We start from the raw sequence: 18670 nt of genomic DNA on the forward strand, positions 1-18670 counted from the left end.
TCTGTGAGTTTCTACTCATCGTTGCAGGACTTCGTGGCGGCTCCCAAAGCCGCCAACAGCCTGCGACTTCTCTCCTTTAATATGCAGGTCGGTATTCAGACCGCAGGCTTCCATCACTATCTGTTAAAAAGCTGGCAACATCTGCTGCCTAACAAACAACGACAGCAAGCGCTGAGTGCCATTGCCAGGCTGGTGCAGCCATTTGACGTGGTGGCATTACAGGAAGCGGACGGTGGTAGCTGGCGTAGCCAACATCAGAACCAGGTTGAAGCGCTGGCACAACAAGCACAATTCCCTCACTGGTATCAGCAGGTTAATCGCAACCTGGGCAAGCTGGCACAACACAGCAACGGTGTGCTGTCGCGTTACCCGGCGGAAAAAATTGAACGCCACGCACTGCCCGGTTTATTGCCTGGACGTGGCATGATGCTGCTGCGTTATGGCACAGGGCCAGACTCACTGGTTATTGCGGTGACACATCTGGCGTTAGGCAAAAATACCCAGTTCAGCCAACTCGACTACCTGGTTGAAGCCGTTGCCGATGCCAGACATCTGGTGATTATGGGTGACCTGAATCAGGAGGCGGAAATCCTGCTGCGTCAGAGCCCGCTGAAACGCCTGAATCTGCACCCGGTCGACAGCGAACTGAAGACCTTTCCCAGCTGGCAGCCTCAGCGTGGACTGGATCATATTCTGGTCAGCGACAGTATCGAATTATCACGCATTGCGGTGATCGATCATCCACAGTCAGACCACCTGCCGGTTGCGGCCGAGATTCTGCTTCCTCAGGCCATTTAACGCCTTTATCAACAACGCATTTTGATAAAGCTCTTCTATACTTAGCGGGCAACTTTCTTTCCATGGTGATGCAGTATGGCTCAGGGAGCAGGCTCCGACTCTGCCCGTCGTTGGCGCGATAAATATCTCAACCTGATCGATGAACACGAAAAACTGAAACGCTCCAGCGCTCAGGATCTCGACCAATATCGCCGCGGCCTGGTTATGGTGTCGTTACTGGCGGAAGGCCAGGCTGGCAGTGTTGATACACCGCTGGCGACCCTGCGTGAAGCCATCAAACCCGGAGCAGATAACAATAACAGCGGCATGAACAAAGCGATGGATGAGCTCGAACGAGCGGTTCAGCGTTTTGAAGCCCAGAACACCGCCCAGGCGGAAGTCTTGTTAGGCCAGCTCGGCGATGCCGCGGCCAAGCTGCTGCTGTGTCCACTACCGCGCCCTTTGCTGAAACGCATCAAACAAGTGCGGAAGCAAGCCACGACCGAATTACAAAGCTGGTCGGGTTACACCGCTCAGCTGCAGAGCTGGATTCAGATCGTTGGTGAACTGGCGACCCTGGAAGGCTACGAAGAGCAGAAAACCAAATGGTGGCAACGCTGGTTCAAACCAAACTCGGAAGAATTTGAAGACGAAAGCGATGTCAGCCTGGAGGAATCTGAAGAGCACCAGGGTAAAGAACCCGGCTTTTCGCATATCGCTCAGGAAGTATCCGATACCCTGATCAATCTGTTGTCACAACTGGTGATTCCCGATCGCCTAGCGGGTATTGCTACCGGCCTGCAAACCCGCCTGGGCAAGGGCCTGAACTGGTATGAACTGGTGCCGTTACTGGAGGACACTGCGGAGTTCCTGATCGATTGCCTCGGCAGTGGCCAGCAGGAATTTGAGCGTTTCTTACAGAATCTCGATCAGCGTTTGCAGGCAATTCAGGTACTGGTGAATGACGCCACCGCCGGGCAGGCCGAACGCGAACAGGCCCGTAAAGATCTCGATACCCTGGTGCGGGATCAGATCGCCGATATCCGTTCAGTGGTTACCGGCTCCGGTGATCTGGGAGAGCTGGGCTCCAGCGTCAGCGAACACCTGACTCTGATCGTCCGGGCTATGGAGAAATACCAGACCGAAGAACGTGGTCGCGAGCAACGTCTGGCAGAAAAGCTGGAGATGCTACAGGCACGACTGAATGAGATGGAGCAGGAAGCCAGCCAGGCACGTCAGATCATCGAAGAGCACAAACGCCGCGCCACCCACGATGGCTTAACCGGCTTACCCAATCGTGATGCTTACCAGCAGCGTCTGGAGGAAGAACTGAATCGCAAAGCGCGTTACGGCGGTCCGCTCACCATGGTGGTGGCCGACGTTGATTTCTTCAAACGCATCAACGATAACTACGGACACCTTGCCGGGGATAAAGTTTTACAGCTGCTGGCCAAAGCCATGCGTAAATCGTTACGCGACGTCGACTTTATTGGCCGCTATGGCGGCGAGGAATTTATCATTCTGATGCCGGAAACCAATGCTCAGGAAGCTCTGGCGGCTACCGAAAAGCTGCGCACCAAAGTTGAAGCCAGCCCGTTTAACTTCCGCAAAGAACGTGTGCCCATCACCATGTCGTTTGGTATCAGCGAATTTCAGACACTGGAAGATGGTGAAACCGTGTTTGAACGAGCTGATAAAGCGCTTTATCAGGCTAAAGCCGAAGGCCGCAATCGTTGTGTTGTGAGCTAAGAAACAACCCCCCTTCATCGGCCTGTTCCGGTTGGTTTTGCTGACTACAAAAGCGAAACCCTCCGGAATGTGTGATTTACATCCTACTTTCCTGCTAAAAAGTTGCCTTCTGCTTTCGTTTTGATAAAGTCGCTCGACAAAACTTTCGATTCGAAACTTACTCCTTTAAAACGCATCATCATGCCAAAACGAAACACAGTGCAACGCCGCCAAGGCATACTTCAGCGCCTGCAGGAACTGGGAGAGGTTCAGGTTGAATCGCTGGCGCGTGATTTCGAAACATCAGAAGTTACGATTCGAAAAGATCTGGCAACATTGGAAAAAAGCGGCATGCTGCTACGTCGCTACGGTGGTGCCATTCCATTGCCGCAGGAACTGATGCCAGAAGACCAGCATCAGCAACAGCCGGAAACCTCACAACGCAAACAGTCGATTGCCGCTGCAGCCGCTGCCTGCATTCGCGACCATAACCGCATTATTATCGATTTCGGCACAACCACCGCCGCCATGATCCCGCGTCTGAATCGCAAACAGGGCCTGGTGGTGATGACCAATTCTCTGATTGTCGCCAATGCCGTGCGCGAACTGGAAAACGAGCCTACGCTGTTAATGACCGGCGGCACCTGGGATGCTCATTCCGAGTCTTTTCAGGGGCAGATCGCCGAGCAGGTACTGCAGTCTTACGACTTCGATCAGCTGTTTATTGGTTGTGATGGTATCGATCTGGAGCGTGGCACCACCACCTTTAATGAATTACTAGGCTTAAGCCGGGTGATGGCGCAGTCAGCGCGGGAAGTGATTGTGTTGGCGGAAGCCGAGAAGGTAAACCGGCGCATTCCTAATCTGGAGCTGCCTTGGGCGCAGGTCGACAAATTAATTACCGATGAGCGTTTAACCGACGAGCATCAACAACTTTTAGAAGATCAGGGCGTGCAGGTTATCTGTACAACGCCTGAACAGAATTAATAAACGGAGCAAAACACATGTGTGGCATTGTTGGCGCGGTTGCGCAAAGGGATGTAGTTCAGATTTTATTAGAAGGCCTGAAGCGCCTGGAATACCGCGGTTATGACTCTGCCGGTGTTGCCGTTATCGACGGCCAGGAACAGCTGGGGCGTCTGCGACGCTTAGGCAAGGTTCAGGCTCTGGCTGATGCCGTTGCCGAACAGCCACTGCCAGGTGGTACCGGTATCGCCCATACACGCTGGGCAACCCACGGCGAACCGTCTGAAGCCAACGCTCATCCACACGTGTCCGGCGATATTGCCGTGGTGCATAACGGTATTATCGAAAACCACGAAACCCTGCGTGATGAATTAAAAGCCCAGGGTTATGTGTTTACCTCACAAACCGACACCGAAGTGATTGCCCACCTGGTAGAGCGCGAATTAAAAAGTGCGGCCTCTCTGCGTGAAGCCGTTATGGCGACCCGAACCTTGCTGGAAGGTGCCTATGGCATGGTCGTGATCAATCGCAAAGATCCGGAGCGCATGATTGTTGCCCGTTCCGGTTCACCGCTGGTGATTGGCTATGGTATTGGCGAACATTTTGTTGCTTCCGACCAGTTAGCACTGCTGCCGGTAACCCGCCGTTTTGCCTTCCTGGAAGAAGGTGATGTCGCTGAAATTACCCGCAACGAGGTACAGGTTTACGATCTGGAAAACCAGCCGGTTGAACGTGAAGCGAAAGAAAGCAACGTTGAACACGATGCCGGTGACAAAGGTGAATTCCGTCATTACATGATGAAGGAAATTTACGAACAGCCGCAGGCCATTGCCAACACACTGGAAGGCCGTTTAGTTGGTGACCAGTTAAACCTCGATGCTCTCGGCGATCTGAGCGATATCGAACAGGTTCAGATTATTGCTTGTGGCACTTCTTATCATGCAGGCATGACAGCACGTTACTGGATCGAAGAGCTGGCGGGTGTTGCCTGTAACATCGAAATTGCTTCTGAGTTCCGTTATCGCAAATCCGTCGTTCGTCCGAATTCGTTACTGGTAACCATCTCCCAAAGTGGTGAAACCGCTGACACCCTTGCCGCCTTGCGCCTGGCAAAAGAATTAGGTTTCGCTAAGTCCCTGACCATCTGCAACGTGCCTGGCTCGTCACTGGTGCGTGAATCCGATATGGCACTGATGACCCGTGCCGGTGCTGAAATTGGTGTGGCCTCCACTAAGGCGTTCACCACTCAGCTGGTTGGCCTGTTGCTTTTAACTGTAGCGCTTGGTCGTGGCCGTGGTCTGGATGTCGACGGCGAAAAACGCATCGCCGATGCCCTGAAACGCCTGCCAGGTCTGATCGATAAATCGCTGCAAATGAATGCCGATATTGAAAAGCTGGCGGAACAGTTCGCAGAGAAGAATCACGCACTGTTCCTTGGTCGTGGCGATCAATACCCAATCGCCATGGAAGGAGCGCTAAAGCTGAAAGAGATTTCGTATATTCACGCAGAAGCCTACGCCGCCGGAGAGCTGAAGCACGGCCCGCTGGCACTGATCGACGCCGAAATGCCAATCGTAGTGGTCGCGCCACACAACGATCTGGTGGAAAAGCTGAAATCAAATATCGAAGAAGTACGTGCCCGTGGTGGTGAGCTCTACGTATTTGCTGACGAAGCCGCCGACATTCGCCCCGAAAGCAATATGCAGGTAATGGCCGTGCCACACTGCGACGATATTGTTGCGCCGATTTTGTATACCCTGCCATTGCAGTTACTGAGCTACCACGTTGCCGTGATTAAAGGCACCGACGTAGACCAGCCACGTAACCTGGCAAAATCGGTGACGGTGGAGTAAACATTCGCTGATCACAGCGCAACAAAAAAGCCCAAACCTGTATGACAGGTTTGGGCTTTTTTGTATTAATGACACCATTAAAGTTGCCATTAATTATAATGTAAATTGAAAATAACGCTCTTTTCTGACAGGATGCGCCCGCACTAACATGGACATGGAAGAGAGATCCGGAATGACAAAGTTAAGTTTACTTTTAACAACTGTAACCAGCTCAATTTTACTGGCAGGCTGCGGTAGCGATAACAAAGATAGCAGTCCTATCGAGGGAACCTGGCAGGATAAGCAGTCTTGTGAAAGAACTGGAAATACTTCAGAGAAAATTTTACTCGAATTCAATAGCGGCAACGTCGCGATCACCAACACTTCGTACACAGATTCTAATTGCACTGTTTTGGACGAAATAGTTCGTGTAAGCGGCAACTATTTTATTCATAACGAGATCACTTTATCTAATGGCGAGAAAGCACAGCAAATTGAAATCAGATTGTCGAAAAAAGAAGTGACACCACCTTCGGAGTCGGAAGCTACTAATGCGAATGCGGTAAAGCTCTGCGGTTATACGGACTGGAAGAAGCATGAGCTAAAAGATGTCACAACTTGTGCAGCATTTGATTTCCTACCTCAACAAAGCAAGGATATCTTCAAAGTAGAAGGTAATAGCTTATTCCTGGGTGATGATGATCAAGAAAAAGGGGCCGACGGTTATCCATTAGTATTGGAGCAGAACAGTACACTGGTCCGTAAATAACAAATAGAACGATGTTATTTTTAGCGCTGCAAATTCCTTGACACAATATAGATAACATCGTCGATTGATTTTCCGTACAATCTCAGCAGAGTTTGTACGGGTATCATCATGTTTAACACCAATAATAAAACCGTCACCGCATTACTTCTGGCAACTTTGCTCACCGCTTGTGGTAGCGACGACAAAAAAATACCATCGGATATTCCAACCATTCCGGAAGGTTACGGGGATAATAACGACCCTGCCGTTGTTGCTCAGATTAAGGGCACCTGGTCACAAGACTGTACTTCGGTCCAGGGGAATATCGCCAAACGCCAACAGATTACTTTCGGCGATAAAAGCATCACAGTCGTCGCCCTTGAATACGGCGACAGCAGCTGTACTACCCTGCATACACGCGACACTTATATTGGCCAATATCAACTGAATGGCCCTGCAACGATCGGCAATGACGAAGTGAATACCTTCGAGGTTATCTATACCCAGTCATTCTCCTCTGTGCATACTCAGAAGTTTGCTGATGCACGGAATAAAGCCAAAATTTGTGATCTGACAAACTGGCAACCTGGCGTCGCCGTTGATGTATCAGACCTGAGCAAATGTCTGCCACTGTTCAGCCTGGTACAGCGTAAGCAACTGAAGTTTGTCCGGCACGAAACTGACAGGGCAACACAGAGACCTATCTTATTTCTGGATAACCCGTCCAAAGGTTTTCAGCCAAACGGTTACCCAAGGGAGCTGGATATCTCCTTCTTAACTCCCGGCGAACTCTGATCACCGACAAAACGACCCACATCATTTCTGATCCCAGGCCAGCACTGGTATCATGCCCGGTAATTTTTTGAATGGCGGCTCTGAGATACTCGGCTCAGGGCCGTATTACCGAGTGAAGGAAGTGTATGTCTGCCCCAACAACATTACGTATTGCCACCCGTAAAAGTCCTCTGGCCATGTGGCAGGCGGAACATATCAAAGCCCGCCTGGAAGCCATGCACGAAGGCCTGGAAGTTGAGCTGATCACCTTCACCACCAAAGGCGATAAAATCCTCGATACGCCACTGGCGAAAATCGGCGGTAAAGGCCTGTTCGTCAAAGAGCTCGAAGTTGCCATGCTTGCCGGTGATGCCGATATCGCGGTGCATTCAATGAAAGATGTCCCTATGGAGTTCCCTGAAGGCCTCGAGCTGGGTGTTATCTGCGAACGTGAAAACCCACACGATGCCTTTGTTTCGAACACCTATAAGTCGCTCGATGAACTGCCACAAGGAGCGGTTGTGGGTACTTCCAGCCTGCGTCGTCAGTGTCAGGTTCAGCAATTGCGTCCGGACCTGCAAATCAAAAGCCTGCGTGGCAACGTACAGACCCGTTTAGGCAAACTGGACGCTGGTGAATTTGATGCCATCATCCTGGCTGCTGCCGGTCTGCTGCGTATGGAAATGGACGATCGTATCGCCAGCTTTATTCCCGCCGAACAATCGCTTCCGGCAGGTGGCCAGGGTGCCCTGGGCATTGAATGGCGAGCCAATGACGAAGCTATCCACAATCTGATAAAACCCCTCGCCCATGCTGAAACGGCGGCCTGTGTGATTGCCGAACGCGCGCTGAACAAACGCCTTCAGGGTGGCTGCCAGGTGCCAATTGCTGCATATGCGGAGCTGGATGGTGAGCAACTGAACCTGCGTGGCCTGGTTGGCAGCGTCGATGGTAAGCAAATGCTGACTACCGATAAAAACGGCAACAAAGCTGATGCCGAAGCCATTGGTATTGCTGCCGCAGAACATCTGTTGCAACAGGGCGCCGGTAAGATTCTGGAAGAAGTGTACGGTCACGAGGTTAAGTAACCTGTGACTCAGACGGACGTGAGCAAACGCATTATTGTGACCCGTCCGGCAGGCCAGGCGGATGAGTTGATTGCCGGTATCAAAGCCCTTGATGCAACGCTGGATATCATCCACCAGCCGCTGATCGATATTGTGCCGGTCAGCGACGACGAGAGTTCGGTTTTACGTCAGCGCATGCTCGATATCGATCACTACCAGGCAGTGATTGCCATCAGCAAAAATGCCGCAGAAATTGGTCTGCAATGGCTCGATAAGTATTGGCCACAGCCACCGGTATACGTTGACTGGTACGGTGTTGGACCCACCACTGCCGATGAACTGAAACGTGAGTTACACCCGGTGTATATGCCGGAACAGCGTTTTGACAGCGAAGGCTTGTTGCAGCTGGATAAACTGCAGCAGGTTGAGGATCAGAAAATCCTCATCTGGCGCGGCATTGGTGGCCGTGAAACGCTGGCAACTGAACTGCGTCAGCGCGGTGCCCAGGTGGATTATGCCGAATTATATGAACGCCGCCAGATCGGCTATTCATCGCAACAATGGCAACAAGCGCTGCAGCATCAGCCGTTGTTACTGCTCAGCAGCGGTCAGGCACTGGATATTGTTGAGCAGCAGGTAGACAATCTGGCCGGGCAGGTTTCGGCCATTCTGGTACCCAGTGAACGGGTGGCAGAAAAAGCAAAAAACAAAGGTTATAAACAGGTGTTGGTTGCCACCAGCGCCCGTGATCAGGATGTACTGGCCCAGCTGCGGAACTGGGTTGGTCAGTGAAGACAAATCCGCACACACGATTCTGACTAACGATCTGTTTAAAGGAAAACCAGCGTGAGCAACGATACACCTATCGATAACCCGAACTCCACGCCAGAAACCAATCAGCCGAAGGTAAGCGCTAAAGCCAAACTAGCGAAAGCCGAAAAACCTCAGCGCAGCGGACCACACCCATTATCCTGGATCAACCTGGTACTGATGCTGGGCCTGTTCGCCGTTGCCGGATATGCCGGTTTCCTCGGCTGGCAACAACAGCAGAAGACCAGCGGTGAAGTGGCGGTGTTACGCGACCGTCTGGCTCAGGCACAAGCCAAAGCCGATGCTCTGGGTCAGCGTGAACAGGACCTGCTGCAACAGGCGCAAAGCCTGACCAAGTCAGCCAATAGCCTGCAGGAGCAGGTGGCACACAATACCGATCGTTTAGGCAAACTGCCCGGTGCCGAGCGCCAGGACTGGTTATTAGCGGAAGCCGAATACCTGTTGCGCCTGGCCAATCAGCGCTTGCAACTGGAACGCGACTGGGACGGTGCAATCAGCATGCTAACCGCTGCGGATAACGTGCTGCTGGAAACCCGCAACCCGCGTATGAATATGGTACGCAGTGAAATTGCCCGTGAATTATTAGCGCTGCGTGCTGTGCCTGCGATCGACAATGTGGGTGCCATTGCCCGCCTGCAAGCGATGCAGGAACAAGTCACCAGCCTGCCTTGGATGCCGGAGAAACTGATCCTGGATCCAGTCACCGAACAGCCGGTGGAAACGCTGGATAAACAGGAATGGTATTGGCAGCTGTGGAACAACATCAGCGACAGCATCAGCCGTATGGTACGTATTACTGAACGCGATGCGCCGATTGCGGCACCACTGACGCCAGACCAGCAGTACTACCTGCAACAGAATATGAACCTGATGCTGGAGCAAGCCCAGGTTGCGTTATTGCGCGAACAGGCCGAACTGTATCAGAGCAGCCTGAAGCGTGTATCTAACTGGCTGGACCAGTATCTGGTGATCGAAGACGAACGTACTCGTGCTGCCCGCGCGGCATTAACCGAACTGCAAAACTGGGATGTTAACCCGGCGGTTCCGGATATCAGCGAGTCTCTGATTCAGCTGCGTAAACTGGTTGAACAGCAACGTCGCGGCACTGTCGTTTCCAACGCTGCTGAGGAGAACGCAGCATGAGAATCTGGTTGCTGTTTTTATTAATCACCCTCACCGTTGGTTTATTAATCGGCACTGTGATTAACATCGATTCCGGCTATGTGTTGTTGAGCTGGGATGTTTACACCTTAGAAACCAGCCTCTGGTTTTTCCTGCTGATTCTGGCCGCAGCGTCGGCTGCTGTGTATTTACTGATTCGTTCCAGTCTGCTGGTATTGGGCAGCGACTGGCGCTTTAACGAATGGCGTCGCCAGCGTCGCAGCGTTCGCGCTCGTCGCCAGACCACTCGTGGCTTCCTGGCATTAGCGCAGGGCCAGTGGCGTCGTGCAGAACGTCAGCTACGTACTTCCGCTGAAGCGTCAGACACCCCGTTGATTAACTATCTGGCAGCTGCCCGTGCCGCTTATGAGCAGGGTAAAACTGATGCAACCGACGAGCTATTAAAAGCAGCCAGCCAGAGCACTAAAGGTTCGGAGCTGGCGGTGGGTATTACTCAGGTGCAGTTATTACAATCGCGTGGCCAGAACGAGCAGGCACTGGCGGTGCTATTACGTCTGCGTCAGCAAAACCCAAAACACGCTTATGTGCTGAAGTTACTGGTAAAAACCTACCAGGATCTGGAAGACTGGGTGGCCCTGAACGACTTACTGCCAACCGTTAAAAAAGCGTCGAAAATTCCGGCCGATAAGTTAAAAGAGCTGGAAGAACGTGTTCAGCTGCAGTTGCTGGATCGTGCAGTAAAAGCACACGGTATCCGCAGCGTGCAGGAATTAAAATCGACCTTCCACGATATGCCACGTAATTCCCGCGTGTCTCTGCCAATCGTCAAACGTTATGTCGAATTGCTGTTAGAGCAGGGCGAGGAAAAGCTGGCCGAACAGGAATTACGTACCGCGATGTCGAGCGTCTGGCACGATGAATTAGTGTGCCTGTATGGCCGCTTACACGGCGATACCGATAAGCAGTTATTGTTTGCCGAACAGCAACTGACTGAGCGTCCGAATGATCCAATGTTATTGCTGGCACTGGGTCGTCTGGCACTGCGTCAGCATGATCTGGAAAAAGCCCGTGAATATCTGAAAACCGGCCTGAAAATTAAGGGGATGCCGGAGCTGCATGCCGCTATGGGTAAAGTGTTAATGGCTGAGGGTGAAGAAACGCTGGCTTGTGAACATTTCCAGCTGGCATTGGGGCGTTAATACCGCCGTCTGATAAATAAAAGCGCCAGACAAATAAAAACGCCGTTATGGAAATGCCGTTAAGGTGAGGTCATAACGGCGTTTTTTATTTTCTGTACGACAGCAGCAAGTTCTATTGCAGAGTCAGAGGTTTACCGGCTTTTTTACGTACCGCCAGCCACTCTTTCTGAGTTCTGGCTGCTTCATCCGCCGGTAGTTTCATCAGTACTTCAAAAAAGTCTTCATGTAAGTTGCTTTTCAGAATGTCGTTACGGGGTTTGCTGCGCACCACATAAACGCTCTGAACATTCTGATGGTCGAAGTTACGCCAGGTTTGCTGATCTTTCACACCGGTATAAGAATAATTTTCCAGCGTACGGATAAGCTTTTTGGTGTTTAACGAACGCGTCCGTTCAACCGCATCTTTAAACTGATACACAATGCTGTAAGCCGATGCTGCTGCACTGGACGGATACGCGTCGTATTTTTCTACAAAAGCTTCGACGAATTTTTTCCCTTCGGCATAATCGTATTTATACGGCACCTGCCAGCTCCACGGCACCGCACCAATAACGCCCTCCATAATTCCAGAGCCTGCGGCTTTTGCCATGCCCAACGTCAGGTTGGGAACAATAATGGTCATTTTATCTTTCAGACCTTTGCGATGCGCCAGCCGTAAAGCCCGCGCCATATCGTCACCAAACTGAATCAGCATTAATACATCAGCGCCAGATGCTTCAGCTGCTTCCAGAGCGGCAGTGAAATCGGATTCACGAGGACGAGGGAAACGCACCGTCACACCTTCGTGCTGCTTCAGGTCGGTGGTATTGGTAAACGTACGCAGGCTTTCTTCTGTCGACCAACCCCAGCTGTAATCAGCGGTGATATAAAACAGCTTCTTATCTTTTAACTCGTCGCTGAGATATTGCCCCAGCGCTTTGGATGCCATCCAGGCGTTGTAACTTTCGCGGAACATATATTTCTGGCCTTCGACACCCGTGGTGCCATTGGCATAAGTCAGAGTGCCGAAATAAATCAGGTCGCGTTTTGCCGCTTCTTTACCCGCAGCAATAGCGACGGCACTGGAAGCACCACCAAACAACATCGCCGCCCCCTGATCAGCCAGTTTATTCACGTTGGCGACGGCCTTAGCGGGCTTTGAGGCGGAGTTGGCCAGCAGCAGATCTAACGGCCGACCCAGAACACCACCGTCTTTATTAATTTCATCCACCGCCATCAGAGCACCCCGTGCCTGCATCAGACCCTGCTCTTTATAACGTCCGGTGGATGGATAATTCAGCCCCAGTTTAATCGGGTCTGCAGCCATCGCTTCATACGCGGTAACGGAGCTCAGTAGCGTTACCAGTAACCATTGTTTTATCCCCTGCCAACTCATATCGCCCTCGGTACAACTCATCACACGACCACCGCCATTATTGTTTTTGTTGTGCATTCAAGATTGTTTTCGTTGCGGATGCTCGACGCCATCCGAACCAGACCCCGACGACTGCAGACTGACGGAGTGAACACACTATCTTGGCGTATCAGAAGATCAGCTGACTTCTAGCCTTTAGTCGCAGAAATCAGAAACCGAAAAAATAAGCGGGAGAAAAGGAAGGTATAAAAAAGCCCGCAGAGCGCGGGCTTAAGAATTGATCAGTTACTCAGGACGGGGCGCATAGGCAAATACATCGGAATGCATATTGGCCTGAGTTAACCCAAGTTTTTCCAATTGATCGAGTGTGCCGTACACCATATTCGGAGAACCACAGGCAAACATCTGCACCTGGCTCAAATCATCAAAATCTTCATGGATGACCTGATAAATCCAGCCTGCACGGCCATTCCAGTCATCCGCGTGTTGTTCAATGATCGGGTGATAATGGAAATTTTCGAAGTCGTGTGCCCATTGCTGCGGCAGATCGCTGAGGTAAAAACCAATCGCCGCACGGTTTGACCAGTACAGGTGAATTTCCTGTTTTGGGTTTAATGCCAGAGCACCTTCAATCAGGGCTTTCATCTGTGAGAAACCACTACCAGCGGCCACCATTAACAGCGGCTGGTCTTTATGTCCGTCGAGGAAAGACTGATTTAACAGGCAATCGCCACCCGGCAAAGTCGCACGAACCACCACCGCATTCTGTAAAAACTTAACCACAGCTTCGGCAGTTGGGCTGTTGGCAGCGATATGCAATTCCAGACGACGGCTATCACCGCCGGTGATATCGCCAGGTGCCGAGGCAATGGAATACGGGAACTGTTGTGGCTCACCGTTTTCGTCTTCCACCAGCAGCATCAGGTACTGGCCTGGCCAATAATCGAACTTTTTACCGGCCGGAGCCATCAGCTCAACACGGTAGATGTTGTCGGCCATTAAAGTCACCGACGGAACCTGACAAGCCAGGGTCACTTCCGCTTTGTGATTGGGCGCAAAAACATCATTCATAATTATCTCAATATCAGTCTTGGGTTTAGCGACGCAGCATAATACCTGATTCTCTTGCTCAAGTATGGACTGTCCCAGGGAATTGCCAAAATCAACCTCACCCGACTTTCGTTCACCCTGGCAAATATGGCAGATGCCGTTTTCACAGCTCACCGGCACGATGACGCCCTGACGTAACGCAGCATCCGCAATGGCTTCATCTTCGCGGCATAAAATGGTGACGCCGTTTGGCTGGAAAGTAACTTTGTGAGATTTCATAATTTACTCGGTATCTGGTGATACCTGAGGCTGGTGTTGCTTTTCGCAGCAGAAACAGGATGTTTCGGTAGGATCAATGGCCATGGATGGCCCACTGATCCGGTGGAGAAAAATAACACCTGCTTCAGGTATCCATTTATCAGGGAAGCCAACTACCACATAGTTTTTCAGCCGCCGCATCTGTACTACATCCCTGTAGCTAGATGCTAACGTCACATCCATGTGACTGCTTTCAAAAAACTATCTGGCACCAGGCTTTCGGAATGAACTTAAAGCCCAAGCTCATCCCAAATTGAATCCACCTTATCTTTCACTTCCTGATCCATCACGATTGGCGTACCCCACTCACGGTCAGTTTCACCCGGCCACTTGTTGGTTGCATCCATCCCCATCTTGGAACCCAGGCCAGACACCGGCGAAGCAAAGTCGAGATAATCAATCGGCGTATTCTCAATCATGGTGGTATCACGCGCCGGGTCCATACGAGTGGTAATCGCCCACATCACATCTTCCCAGTTGCGGGTATCGACATCGTCGTCCACCACAATCACAAACTTGGTGTACATAAACTGGCGCAGGAACGACCAGACACCCATCATCACGCGTTTGGCGTGACCCGGATACTGCTTCTTCATGCTCACCACCGCCATACGGTAGGAACAGCCTTCCGGCGGCAGATAGAAATCAACAATTTCCGGGAACTGCTTCTGCAGAATCGGCACAAACACTTCGTTTAATGCCACACCCAGAATCGCTGGTTCATCCGGCGGACGGCCGGTATAGGTGCTGTGATAAATCGGATCTTTGCGATGAGTGATTCGTTCGACGGTAAATACCGGAAACTCATCCACTTCGTTGTAATAACCCGTATGGTCACCAAACGGACCTTCCGGCGCCATTTCTCCGGGAAGAAGAACACCTTCCAGTACGATCTCCGCCGAAGCAGGCACCAGCAGATCATTGCCGATACTTTTCACCAGCTCGGTTTTACTGTCACGTAATAAACCAGCAAAAGCGTATTCACTTAAGGTATCCGGTACCGGAGTTACCGCGCCAAGAATGGTTGCCGGATCGGCACCCAGAGCAACCGTCACCGGGAAAGGTTCGCCCGGACGCTCTTGCTGCCATTCGCGGAAATCTAACGCACCGCCACGATGGCTTAACCAACGCATAATCAGTTTGTTTTTACCAATTACCTGCTGGCGATAAATACCCAGGTTATGACGTTCTTTGTGTGGGCCTTTGGTGATAACCAACGGCCAGGTCACCAGCGGAGCGGCATCGCCAGGCCAGCAATGTTGCACCGGGATTTTGCTCAGATCGACATCGTCGCCTTCCAGCACAATCTGCTGACAGGGTGCATTCTTGATTTCCTTTGGTCCCATGCTCAGAACCTTTTTGAAAATCGGCAGCTTAGCCCATGCGTCTTTCATGCCTTTGGGTGGCTCAGGCTCTTTCAGGAAGGCCAGTAACTTACCCACTTCGCGTAATGCTTCGACGGATTCTTCACCCATGCCCATAGCCACCCGCTCAGGCGTACCAAACAGGTTGGCCAGCACCGGCATATCATGGCCTTTGGGATTTTCGAACAATAATGCCGGGCCTTTGGCACGCAGCACCCGATCGGAGATTTCGGTCATCTCCAGATAGGTATCCACCGGGTAGCTGATGCGTTTCAGCTCACCGCGTTTTTCCAGCATTTTGATAAAGTCGCGCAGATCTTTGTATTTCACTGCCTGCCTCTTATGTCTGATCCGGTTTTTCGCTGCGGCATTCTAACAGCTTCCGACTGGCTAGGCTGTATAACTGCTGTATAATCAGCGGCTTTCTGTGTTCCCCGGTTGAAACACCCTTTATGCAAGCACGAGCCACTCTGATTTCTGCCGCCATCGCTGGTTTTAGCGGTGTTGCTCTGGGCGCGTTTGGCGCTCATGGCCTGAAGAATGTGTTATCGGCCAAGATGCTGACCGTCTGGCAAACCGCCGTGCAGTATCATCTGGTACACAGCGTCGTGCTGTTAGCACTGGCAATTGCACTGATGGCTTCGCCGAAAAGCGATATAAAGATCTGGTTGCAACGCTCGTCCAGCATGATGCTGGCAGGTCTGCTGTTATTCAGTGGCAGCCTGTACCTGATGGCACTGACGGGCATCCGGCCGCTGGGGATGATTACCCCGATTGGTGGCGTCAGCTGGTTAATTGCCTGGGGCCTGATTGCTGTTGCTGCGTTTAAAATGCCAGCAAGCCAGAACATTGATTGAATTAAATTTCGAGACCTTTTTCGACACTTGTACCCGAGAACTACCGTGACTGAAGAAAACCAGAACAACGATCTTCCACAAGAAGAAAGCACCTCTGCGGAAAAAGAAGCAGCCCTGAGCCAGGAAGGTAAACCAGAAGGCAAAAAAGAATACCGCCGTGGTATTAAAAGCTTTGTTATCCGTGCCGGTCGTTTAACCAAAGGCCAGGAAGGTGCGCTCGAACGCCAGTGGCCAAACATGGGTATGGAGCTGGAAGACGGGCCGATCGATCCTGAACAGGTATTTGGCCGCGACAGTCACGTCGTCATCGAAATTGGTTATGGCATGGGTCAGTCACTGGTGCAGATGGCACAAGCGGCACCAGACAAAGACTTTATTGGTGTTGAAGTGCACCTGCCAGGTGTCGGTTCATTACTGCACCATGCTGAAGAAGCGGGTGTTACTAACTTACGTACTTACAAAGATGACGCCATCGAAGTATTAAAACTGGTACCGGATAACAGCATCGACACCGTGCAATTATTTTTCCCGGACCCGTGGCACAAGAAGAAGCATCACAAGCGCCGTATTGTGAATGCCGAATTCGCCCAGACCCTGCGTCGTATTTTAAAGCCGGGTGGTATCTTCCATATGGCCACCGACTGGGAGCCATACAGCGAACATATGCTGGAAGTGATGGACGTGGCGGAAGGTTACGAAAACATCGCAGGCAAAGGCCAGTGTGTTGATCGTCCGGATCACCGTCCGTACACCAAGTTTGAAAAACGCGGTGAGCGTAAAGGACACGGTGTTTGGGATATTATGTACCGCAAAGTCAGCTAAGGCTGCAGCGATCAGAGCTTTATAAACTAGAAACAGAGCAGAAACATGCAAAAGAAAGATAAAGAAAAAGTATTTGGCGGTGATTGGACTGAAGAACAACTGCGTGCATTTATCGACGTAGAAAGCCACGATGGCACCGAAGCCGATTACACCGCAGTCATCCGTGCGTACCGTCATATGGTTCCGGCTACTTTCCAACAATACATCAACCTGTTTGTTGCTGAAGGCCACAACCTGAACGCAAAAAGCCTGGAAGGTGAGAGCCTGCTGGCAACCATCTCCAGTCACGCTCAGGGTGCTGAATACGCTGAGATCTTAAAAGCGGCTGGTGCTGAGTAACAGCAACATCGCAAGCTAAGAAAGGGGCTTCGCGCCCCTTTTTTAATGGCTGTTCTCCTGGCGGTTTATTCATTTTGATCGCCAGCCAAAGCGGCATTAGCTCATAACGAAAAATTACTATCCAAACGGTCAGGTTTCATTAGAATAGCGCGCTTTTTTCGGAGCCTGCTATGACCAGACTATCTCCTTTGGCACTCCTGCCAATGCTGTTATTCCTGTCGCTGTTTATCGGCAGCGGCCTGTATTACCAGGCTCAGGGCGTTGGTTTTGCCTTCTATGAAATCTCTGCACCAGTGGCCATTCTGCCTGCTATTGCGCTGGCGATATTACTTGCCGGAGGCTCTCTCAACCAACGGGTTGAGCAGTTTATCAAAGGTTGCAGCGATTCAACCCTGATCACCATGCTGCTGATTTTCCTGCTGGCCGGTGGCTTCGCAAGTGTTGCTAAAGCTATCGGTGGTGTTGATGCCACGGTCAGCCTCGGCCTGAGTATTATTCCACCATCACTGGTATTACCGGGCTTATTCCTGATGACCGCTTTTATGGCCACCGCCATGGGCACATCGATGGGGACCATTGCCGCTGTTGCGCCGATTGCCGTGGGTCTGACTGAAGCCACTGATCTGTCGCTGGCACTCACCGTTGGTACCGTCATTGGTGGTGCCATGTTTGGTGACAACCTGTCGATCATTTCCGATACCACCATTGCCGCAACCCGTACTCAGGGCTGTTCGATGGCTGACAAATTCCGTATGAATCTGAAAATCGCCTTGCCTGCAGCCGTACTGACCATGGTTTGGTTGTATCTGCAGGGCAGTGAAGTCCAGATCAACGACCTCGAAGACCACAGCCTGCTGAAAGTCTTGCCGTATCTGCTGGTGTTGATTCTGGCGGTATCCGGTCTGAACGTTCTGGTGGTGTTGTTCAGCGGCATTGTGCTGGCAGGTGTCACCGGTTTATTACTGGTGGATGATTATCACGTCGCGCAGTGGGCAAAAGACATTTACGCCGGATATACCGGTATGCAGGAGATTATGATTCTGTCGCTGCTGATTGGTGGTCTGGCGTATATGATGAAACAAGCAGGTGGCCTCGACTGGCTGGCGCAACAAATCGATAAACTCAGCCGCCGCAACAGCAACGATGGCGAACAACAACGCAGTGGCGAAACCAGCATCAGCCTGGCAGTTGCGCTGTCGAACCTGTGCACCGCAAACAATACCATCGCCATTCTGATCAGTGGTGGCCTGGCGAAAGACATTGCCAGCCGCTACCAGGTCGACCCTCGTCGCAGTGCCAGCCTGATGGATATCACCTCCTGTGTGGTACAGGGCATTATCCCCTGGGGCGCGCAGATGTTACTGGCGGCATCTATTGCCAAGCTGTCGCCACTGCAACTGATTGATTCCGTTGTGTACTGCTGGGCACTGGGCGCTGCTCTGGTGATTTCGATCATCATTGGTCGTCCACAAGCCGCTGCCTGATCACCCCATAAGAATCTTCTTCAGCCTCCGGTTACAGG

Annotated in this window: 17 protein-coding genes; 14 read left to right on the top strand and 3 right to left on the bottom strand. The window is 51.6% G+C overall.

Annotated features, from left to right (window positions below; genetic code table 11):
* Positions 1 to 3: 3 nt before the first annotated feature.
* The 10 genes from ACOQOZ_RS13680 (at position 4) to ACOQOZ_RS13725 (ending at position 11044) form a co-directional block, all read left to right on the top strand.
* Positions 4 to 798, top strand: coding sequence for an endonuclease/exonuclease/phosphatase family protein (locus ACOQOZ_RS13680; protein ID WP_420588708.1), 795 nt, complete (start codon positions 4 to 6; stop codon positions 796 to 798).
* Between the two features lie 75 nt (positions 799 to 873).
* Positions 874 to 2526, top strand: coding sequence for a GGDEF domain-containing protein (locus tag ACOQOZ_RS13685; protein WP_420588709.1), 1653 nt, complete (start codon positions 874 to 876; stop codon positions 2524 to 2526).
* Between the two features lie 198 nt (positions 2527 to 2724).
* Entirely contained in the window at positions 2725 to 3492 is a 768-nt protein-coding gene (locus ACOQOZ_RS13690) for a DeoR/GlpR family DNA-binding transcription regulator (protein ID WP_420588710.1), read from the top strand.
* A gap of 17 nt (positions 3493 to 3509) precedes the next feature.
* On the top strand, positions 3510 to 5324 hold the full coding sequence (glmS, locus tag ACOQOZ_RS13695; protein WP_420588711.1) for a glutamine--fructose-6-phosphate transaminase (isomerizing): 1815 nt from the start codon (positions 3510 to 3512) through the stop codon (positions 5322 to 5324).
* Positions 5325 to 5496: 172 nt separating this feature from the next.
* Positions 5497 to 6072, top strand: a complete 576-nt coding sequence (locus ACOQOZ_RS13700; protein WP_420588712.1) for a hypothetical protein — start codon at positions 5497 to 5499, stop codon at positions 6070 to 6072.
* 108 nt (positions 6073 to 6180) lie between these two features.
* Positions 6181 to 6846: a hypothetical protein gene (locus tag ACOQOZ_RS13705; RefSeq protein ID WP_420588713.1), complete on the top strand. Its 666-nt coding sequence runs from the start codon at positions 6181 to 6183 to the stop codon at positions 6844 to 6846.
* Positions 6847 to 6971: 125 nt separating this feature from the next.
* On the top strand, positions 6972 to 7913 hold the full coding sequence (gene hemC / locus ACOQOZ_RS13710) for a hydroxymethylbilane synthase (RefSeq protein WP_420588714.1): 942 nt from the start codon (positions 6972 to 6974) through the stop codon (positions 7911 to 7913).
* Positions 7914 to 7916: 3 nt separating this feature from the next.
* Complete coding sequence (locus ACOQOZ_RS13715; RefSeq protein WP_420588715.1) at positions 7917 to 8684, top strand: uroporphyrinogen-III synthase; 768 nt, start codon at positions 7917 to 7919, stop codon at positions 8682 to 8684.
* A 54-nt stretch (positions 8685 to 8738) separates the two neighbouring features.
* On the top strand, positions 8739 to 9866 hold the full coding sequence (locus tag ACOQOZ_RS13720; RefSeq protein WP_420588716.1) for a uroporphyrinogen-III C-methyltransferase: 1128 nt from the start codon (positions 8739 to 8741) through the stop codon (positions 9864 to 9866).
* Positions 9863 to 11044: a heme biosynthesis HemY N-terminal domain-containing protein gene (locus tag ACOQOZ_RS13725; protein WP_420588717.1), complete on the top strand. Its 1182-nt coding sequence runs from the start codon at positions 9863 to 9865 to the stop codon at positions 11042 to 11044. The genes ACOQOZ_RS13720 and ACOQOZ_RS13725 overlap by 4 nt, the downstream gene beginning before the upstream one ends.
* 112 nt (positions 11045 to 11156) lie before the next feature.
* Here the strand turns inward: ACOQOZ_RS13725 and ACOQOZ_RS13730 are convergent, their stop codons facing one another.
* The 3 genes from ACOQOZ_RS13730 to ubiD form a co-directional block, all read right to left on the bottom strand.
* Complete coding sequence (locus ACOQOZ_RS13730) at positions 11157 to 12476, bottom strand: ABC transporter substrate-binding protein (RefSeq protein WP_420588718.1); 1320 nt, start codon at positions 12474 to 12476, stop codon at positions 11157 to 11159.
* Between the two features lie 207 nt (positions 12477 to 12683).
* Positions 12684 to 13727, bottom strand: coding sequence for a 2Fe-2S iron-sulfur cluster-binding protein (locus ACOQOZ_RS13735; protein WP_420588719.1), 1044 nt, complete (start codon positions 13725 to 13727; stop codon positions 12684 to 12686).
* Positions 13728 to 13996: 269 nt separating this feature from the next.
* The gene (gene ubiD / locus ACOQOZ_RS13740; RefSeq protein ID WP_420588720.1) at positions 13997 to 15460 is read right to left on the bottom strand and encodes a 4-hydroxy-3-polyprenylbenzoate decarboxylase; all 1464 of its coding nucleotides are present in this window, start codon (positions 15458 to 15460) and stop codon (positions 13997 to 13999) included.
* A gap of 122 nt (positions 15461 to 15582) precedes the next feature.
* Between ubiD and ACOQOZ_RS13745 the strand changes: the two genes are divergently transcribed.
* The 4 genes from ACOQOZ_RS13745 to ACOQOZ_RS13760 all read left to right on the top strand — a co-directional run bounded on the left by ACOQOZ_RS13745 (position 15583) and on the right by ACOQOZ_RS13760 (position 18632).
* Positions 15583 to 15987 carry a DUF423 domain-containing protein gene (locus ACOQOZ_RS13745; RefSeq protein WP_420588721.1) on the top strand — a complete coding sequence of 135 codons (405 nt, stop codon included), beginning with the start codon at positions 15583 to 15585 and terminating at the stop codon, positions 15985 to 15987.
* A gap of 114 nt (positions 15988 to 16101) precedes the next feature.
* Entirely contained in the window at positions 16102 to 16809 is a 708-nt protein-coding gene (gene trmB / locus ACOQOZ_RS13750; RefSeq protein WP_420592422.1) for a tRNA (guanosine(46)-N7)-methyltransferase TrmB, read from the top strand.
* Positions 16810 to 16854: 45 nt separating this feature from the next.
* The gene (locus ACOQOZ_RS13755) at positions 16855 to 17148 is read left to right on the top strand and encodes a PA4642 family protein (RefSeq protein WP_420588722.1); all 294 of its coding nucleotides are present in this window, start codon (positions 16855 to 16857) and stop codon (positions 17146 to 17148) included.
* A gap of 170 nt (positions 17149 to 17318) precedes the next feature.
* Positions 17319 to 18632, top strand: coding sequence for a Na+/H+ antiporter NhaC family protein (locus ACOQOZ_RS13760; protein ID WP_420588723.1), 1314 nt, complete (start codon positions 17319 to 17321; stop codon positions 18630 to 18632).
* Positions 18633 to 18670: the final 38 nt, after the last annotated feature.

It is taken from the genome of Bacterioplanoides sp. (assembly GCF_965219715.1).
Classification (GTDB): Bacteria; Pseudomonadota; Gammaproteobacteria; order Pseudomonadales; family Oceanobacteraceae; genus Bacterioplanoides.

What these genes read in the sequence shown, in the direction of transcription:
- ACOQOZ_RS13755 (WP_420588722.1), top strand. Translation starts at nt 16,855, where the DNA reads ATGCAAAAGAAAGATAAAGAAAAAGTATTTGGCGGTGATTGGACTGAA.
- ACOQOZ_RS13760 (WP_420588723.1), top strand. Translation starts at nt 17,319, where the DNA reads ATGACCAGACTATCTCCTTTGGCACTCCTGCCAATGCTGTTATTCCTG.
- hemC (WP_420588714.1), top strand. Translation starts at nt 6,972, where the DNA reads ATGTCTGCCCCAACAACATTACGTATTGCCACCCGTAAAAGTCCTCTG.
- ACOQOZ_RS13700 (WP_420588712.1), top strand. Translation starts at nt 5,497, where the DNA reads ATGACAAAGTTAAGTTTACTTTTAACAACTGTAACCAGCTCAATTTTA.
- ACOQOZ_RS13705 (WP_420588713.1), top strand. Translation starts at nt 6,181, where the DNA reads ATGTTTAACACCAATAATAAAACCGTCACCGCATTACTTCTGGCAACT.
- ACOQOZ_RS13745 (WP_420588721.1), top strand. Translation starts at nt 15,583, where the DNA reads ATGCAAGCACGAGCCACTCTGATTTCTGCCGCCATCGCTGGTTTTAGC.
- ACOQOZ_RS13730 (WP_420588718.1), bottom strand. Translation starts at nt 12,476, where the DNA reads ATGCACAACAAAAACAATAATGGCGGTGGTCGTGTGATGAGTTGTACC.
- ACOQOZ_RS13725 (WP_420588717.1), top strand. Translation starts at nt 9,863, where the DNA reads ATGAGAATCTGGTTGCTGTTTTTATTAATCACCCTCACCGTTGGTTTA.
- ACOQOZ_RS13685 (WP_420588709.1), top strand. Translation starts at nt 874, where the DNA reads ATGGCTCAGGGAGCAGGCTCCGACTCTGCCCGTCGTTGGCGCGATAAA.
- glmS (WP_420588711.1), top strand. Translation starts at nt 3,510, where the DNA reads ATGTGTGGCATTGTTGGCGCGGTTGCGCAAAGGGATGTAGTTCAGATT.
- ACOQOZ_RS13735 (WP_420588719.1), bottom strand. Translation starts at nt 13,727, where the DNA reads ATGAAATCTCACAAAGTTACTTTCCAGCCAAACGGCGTCACCATTTTA.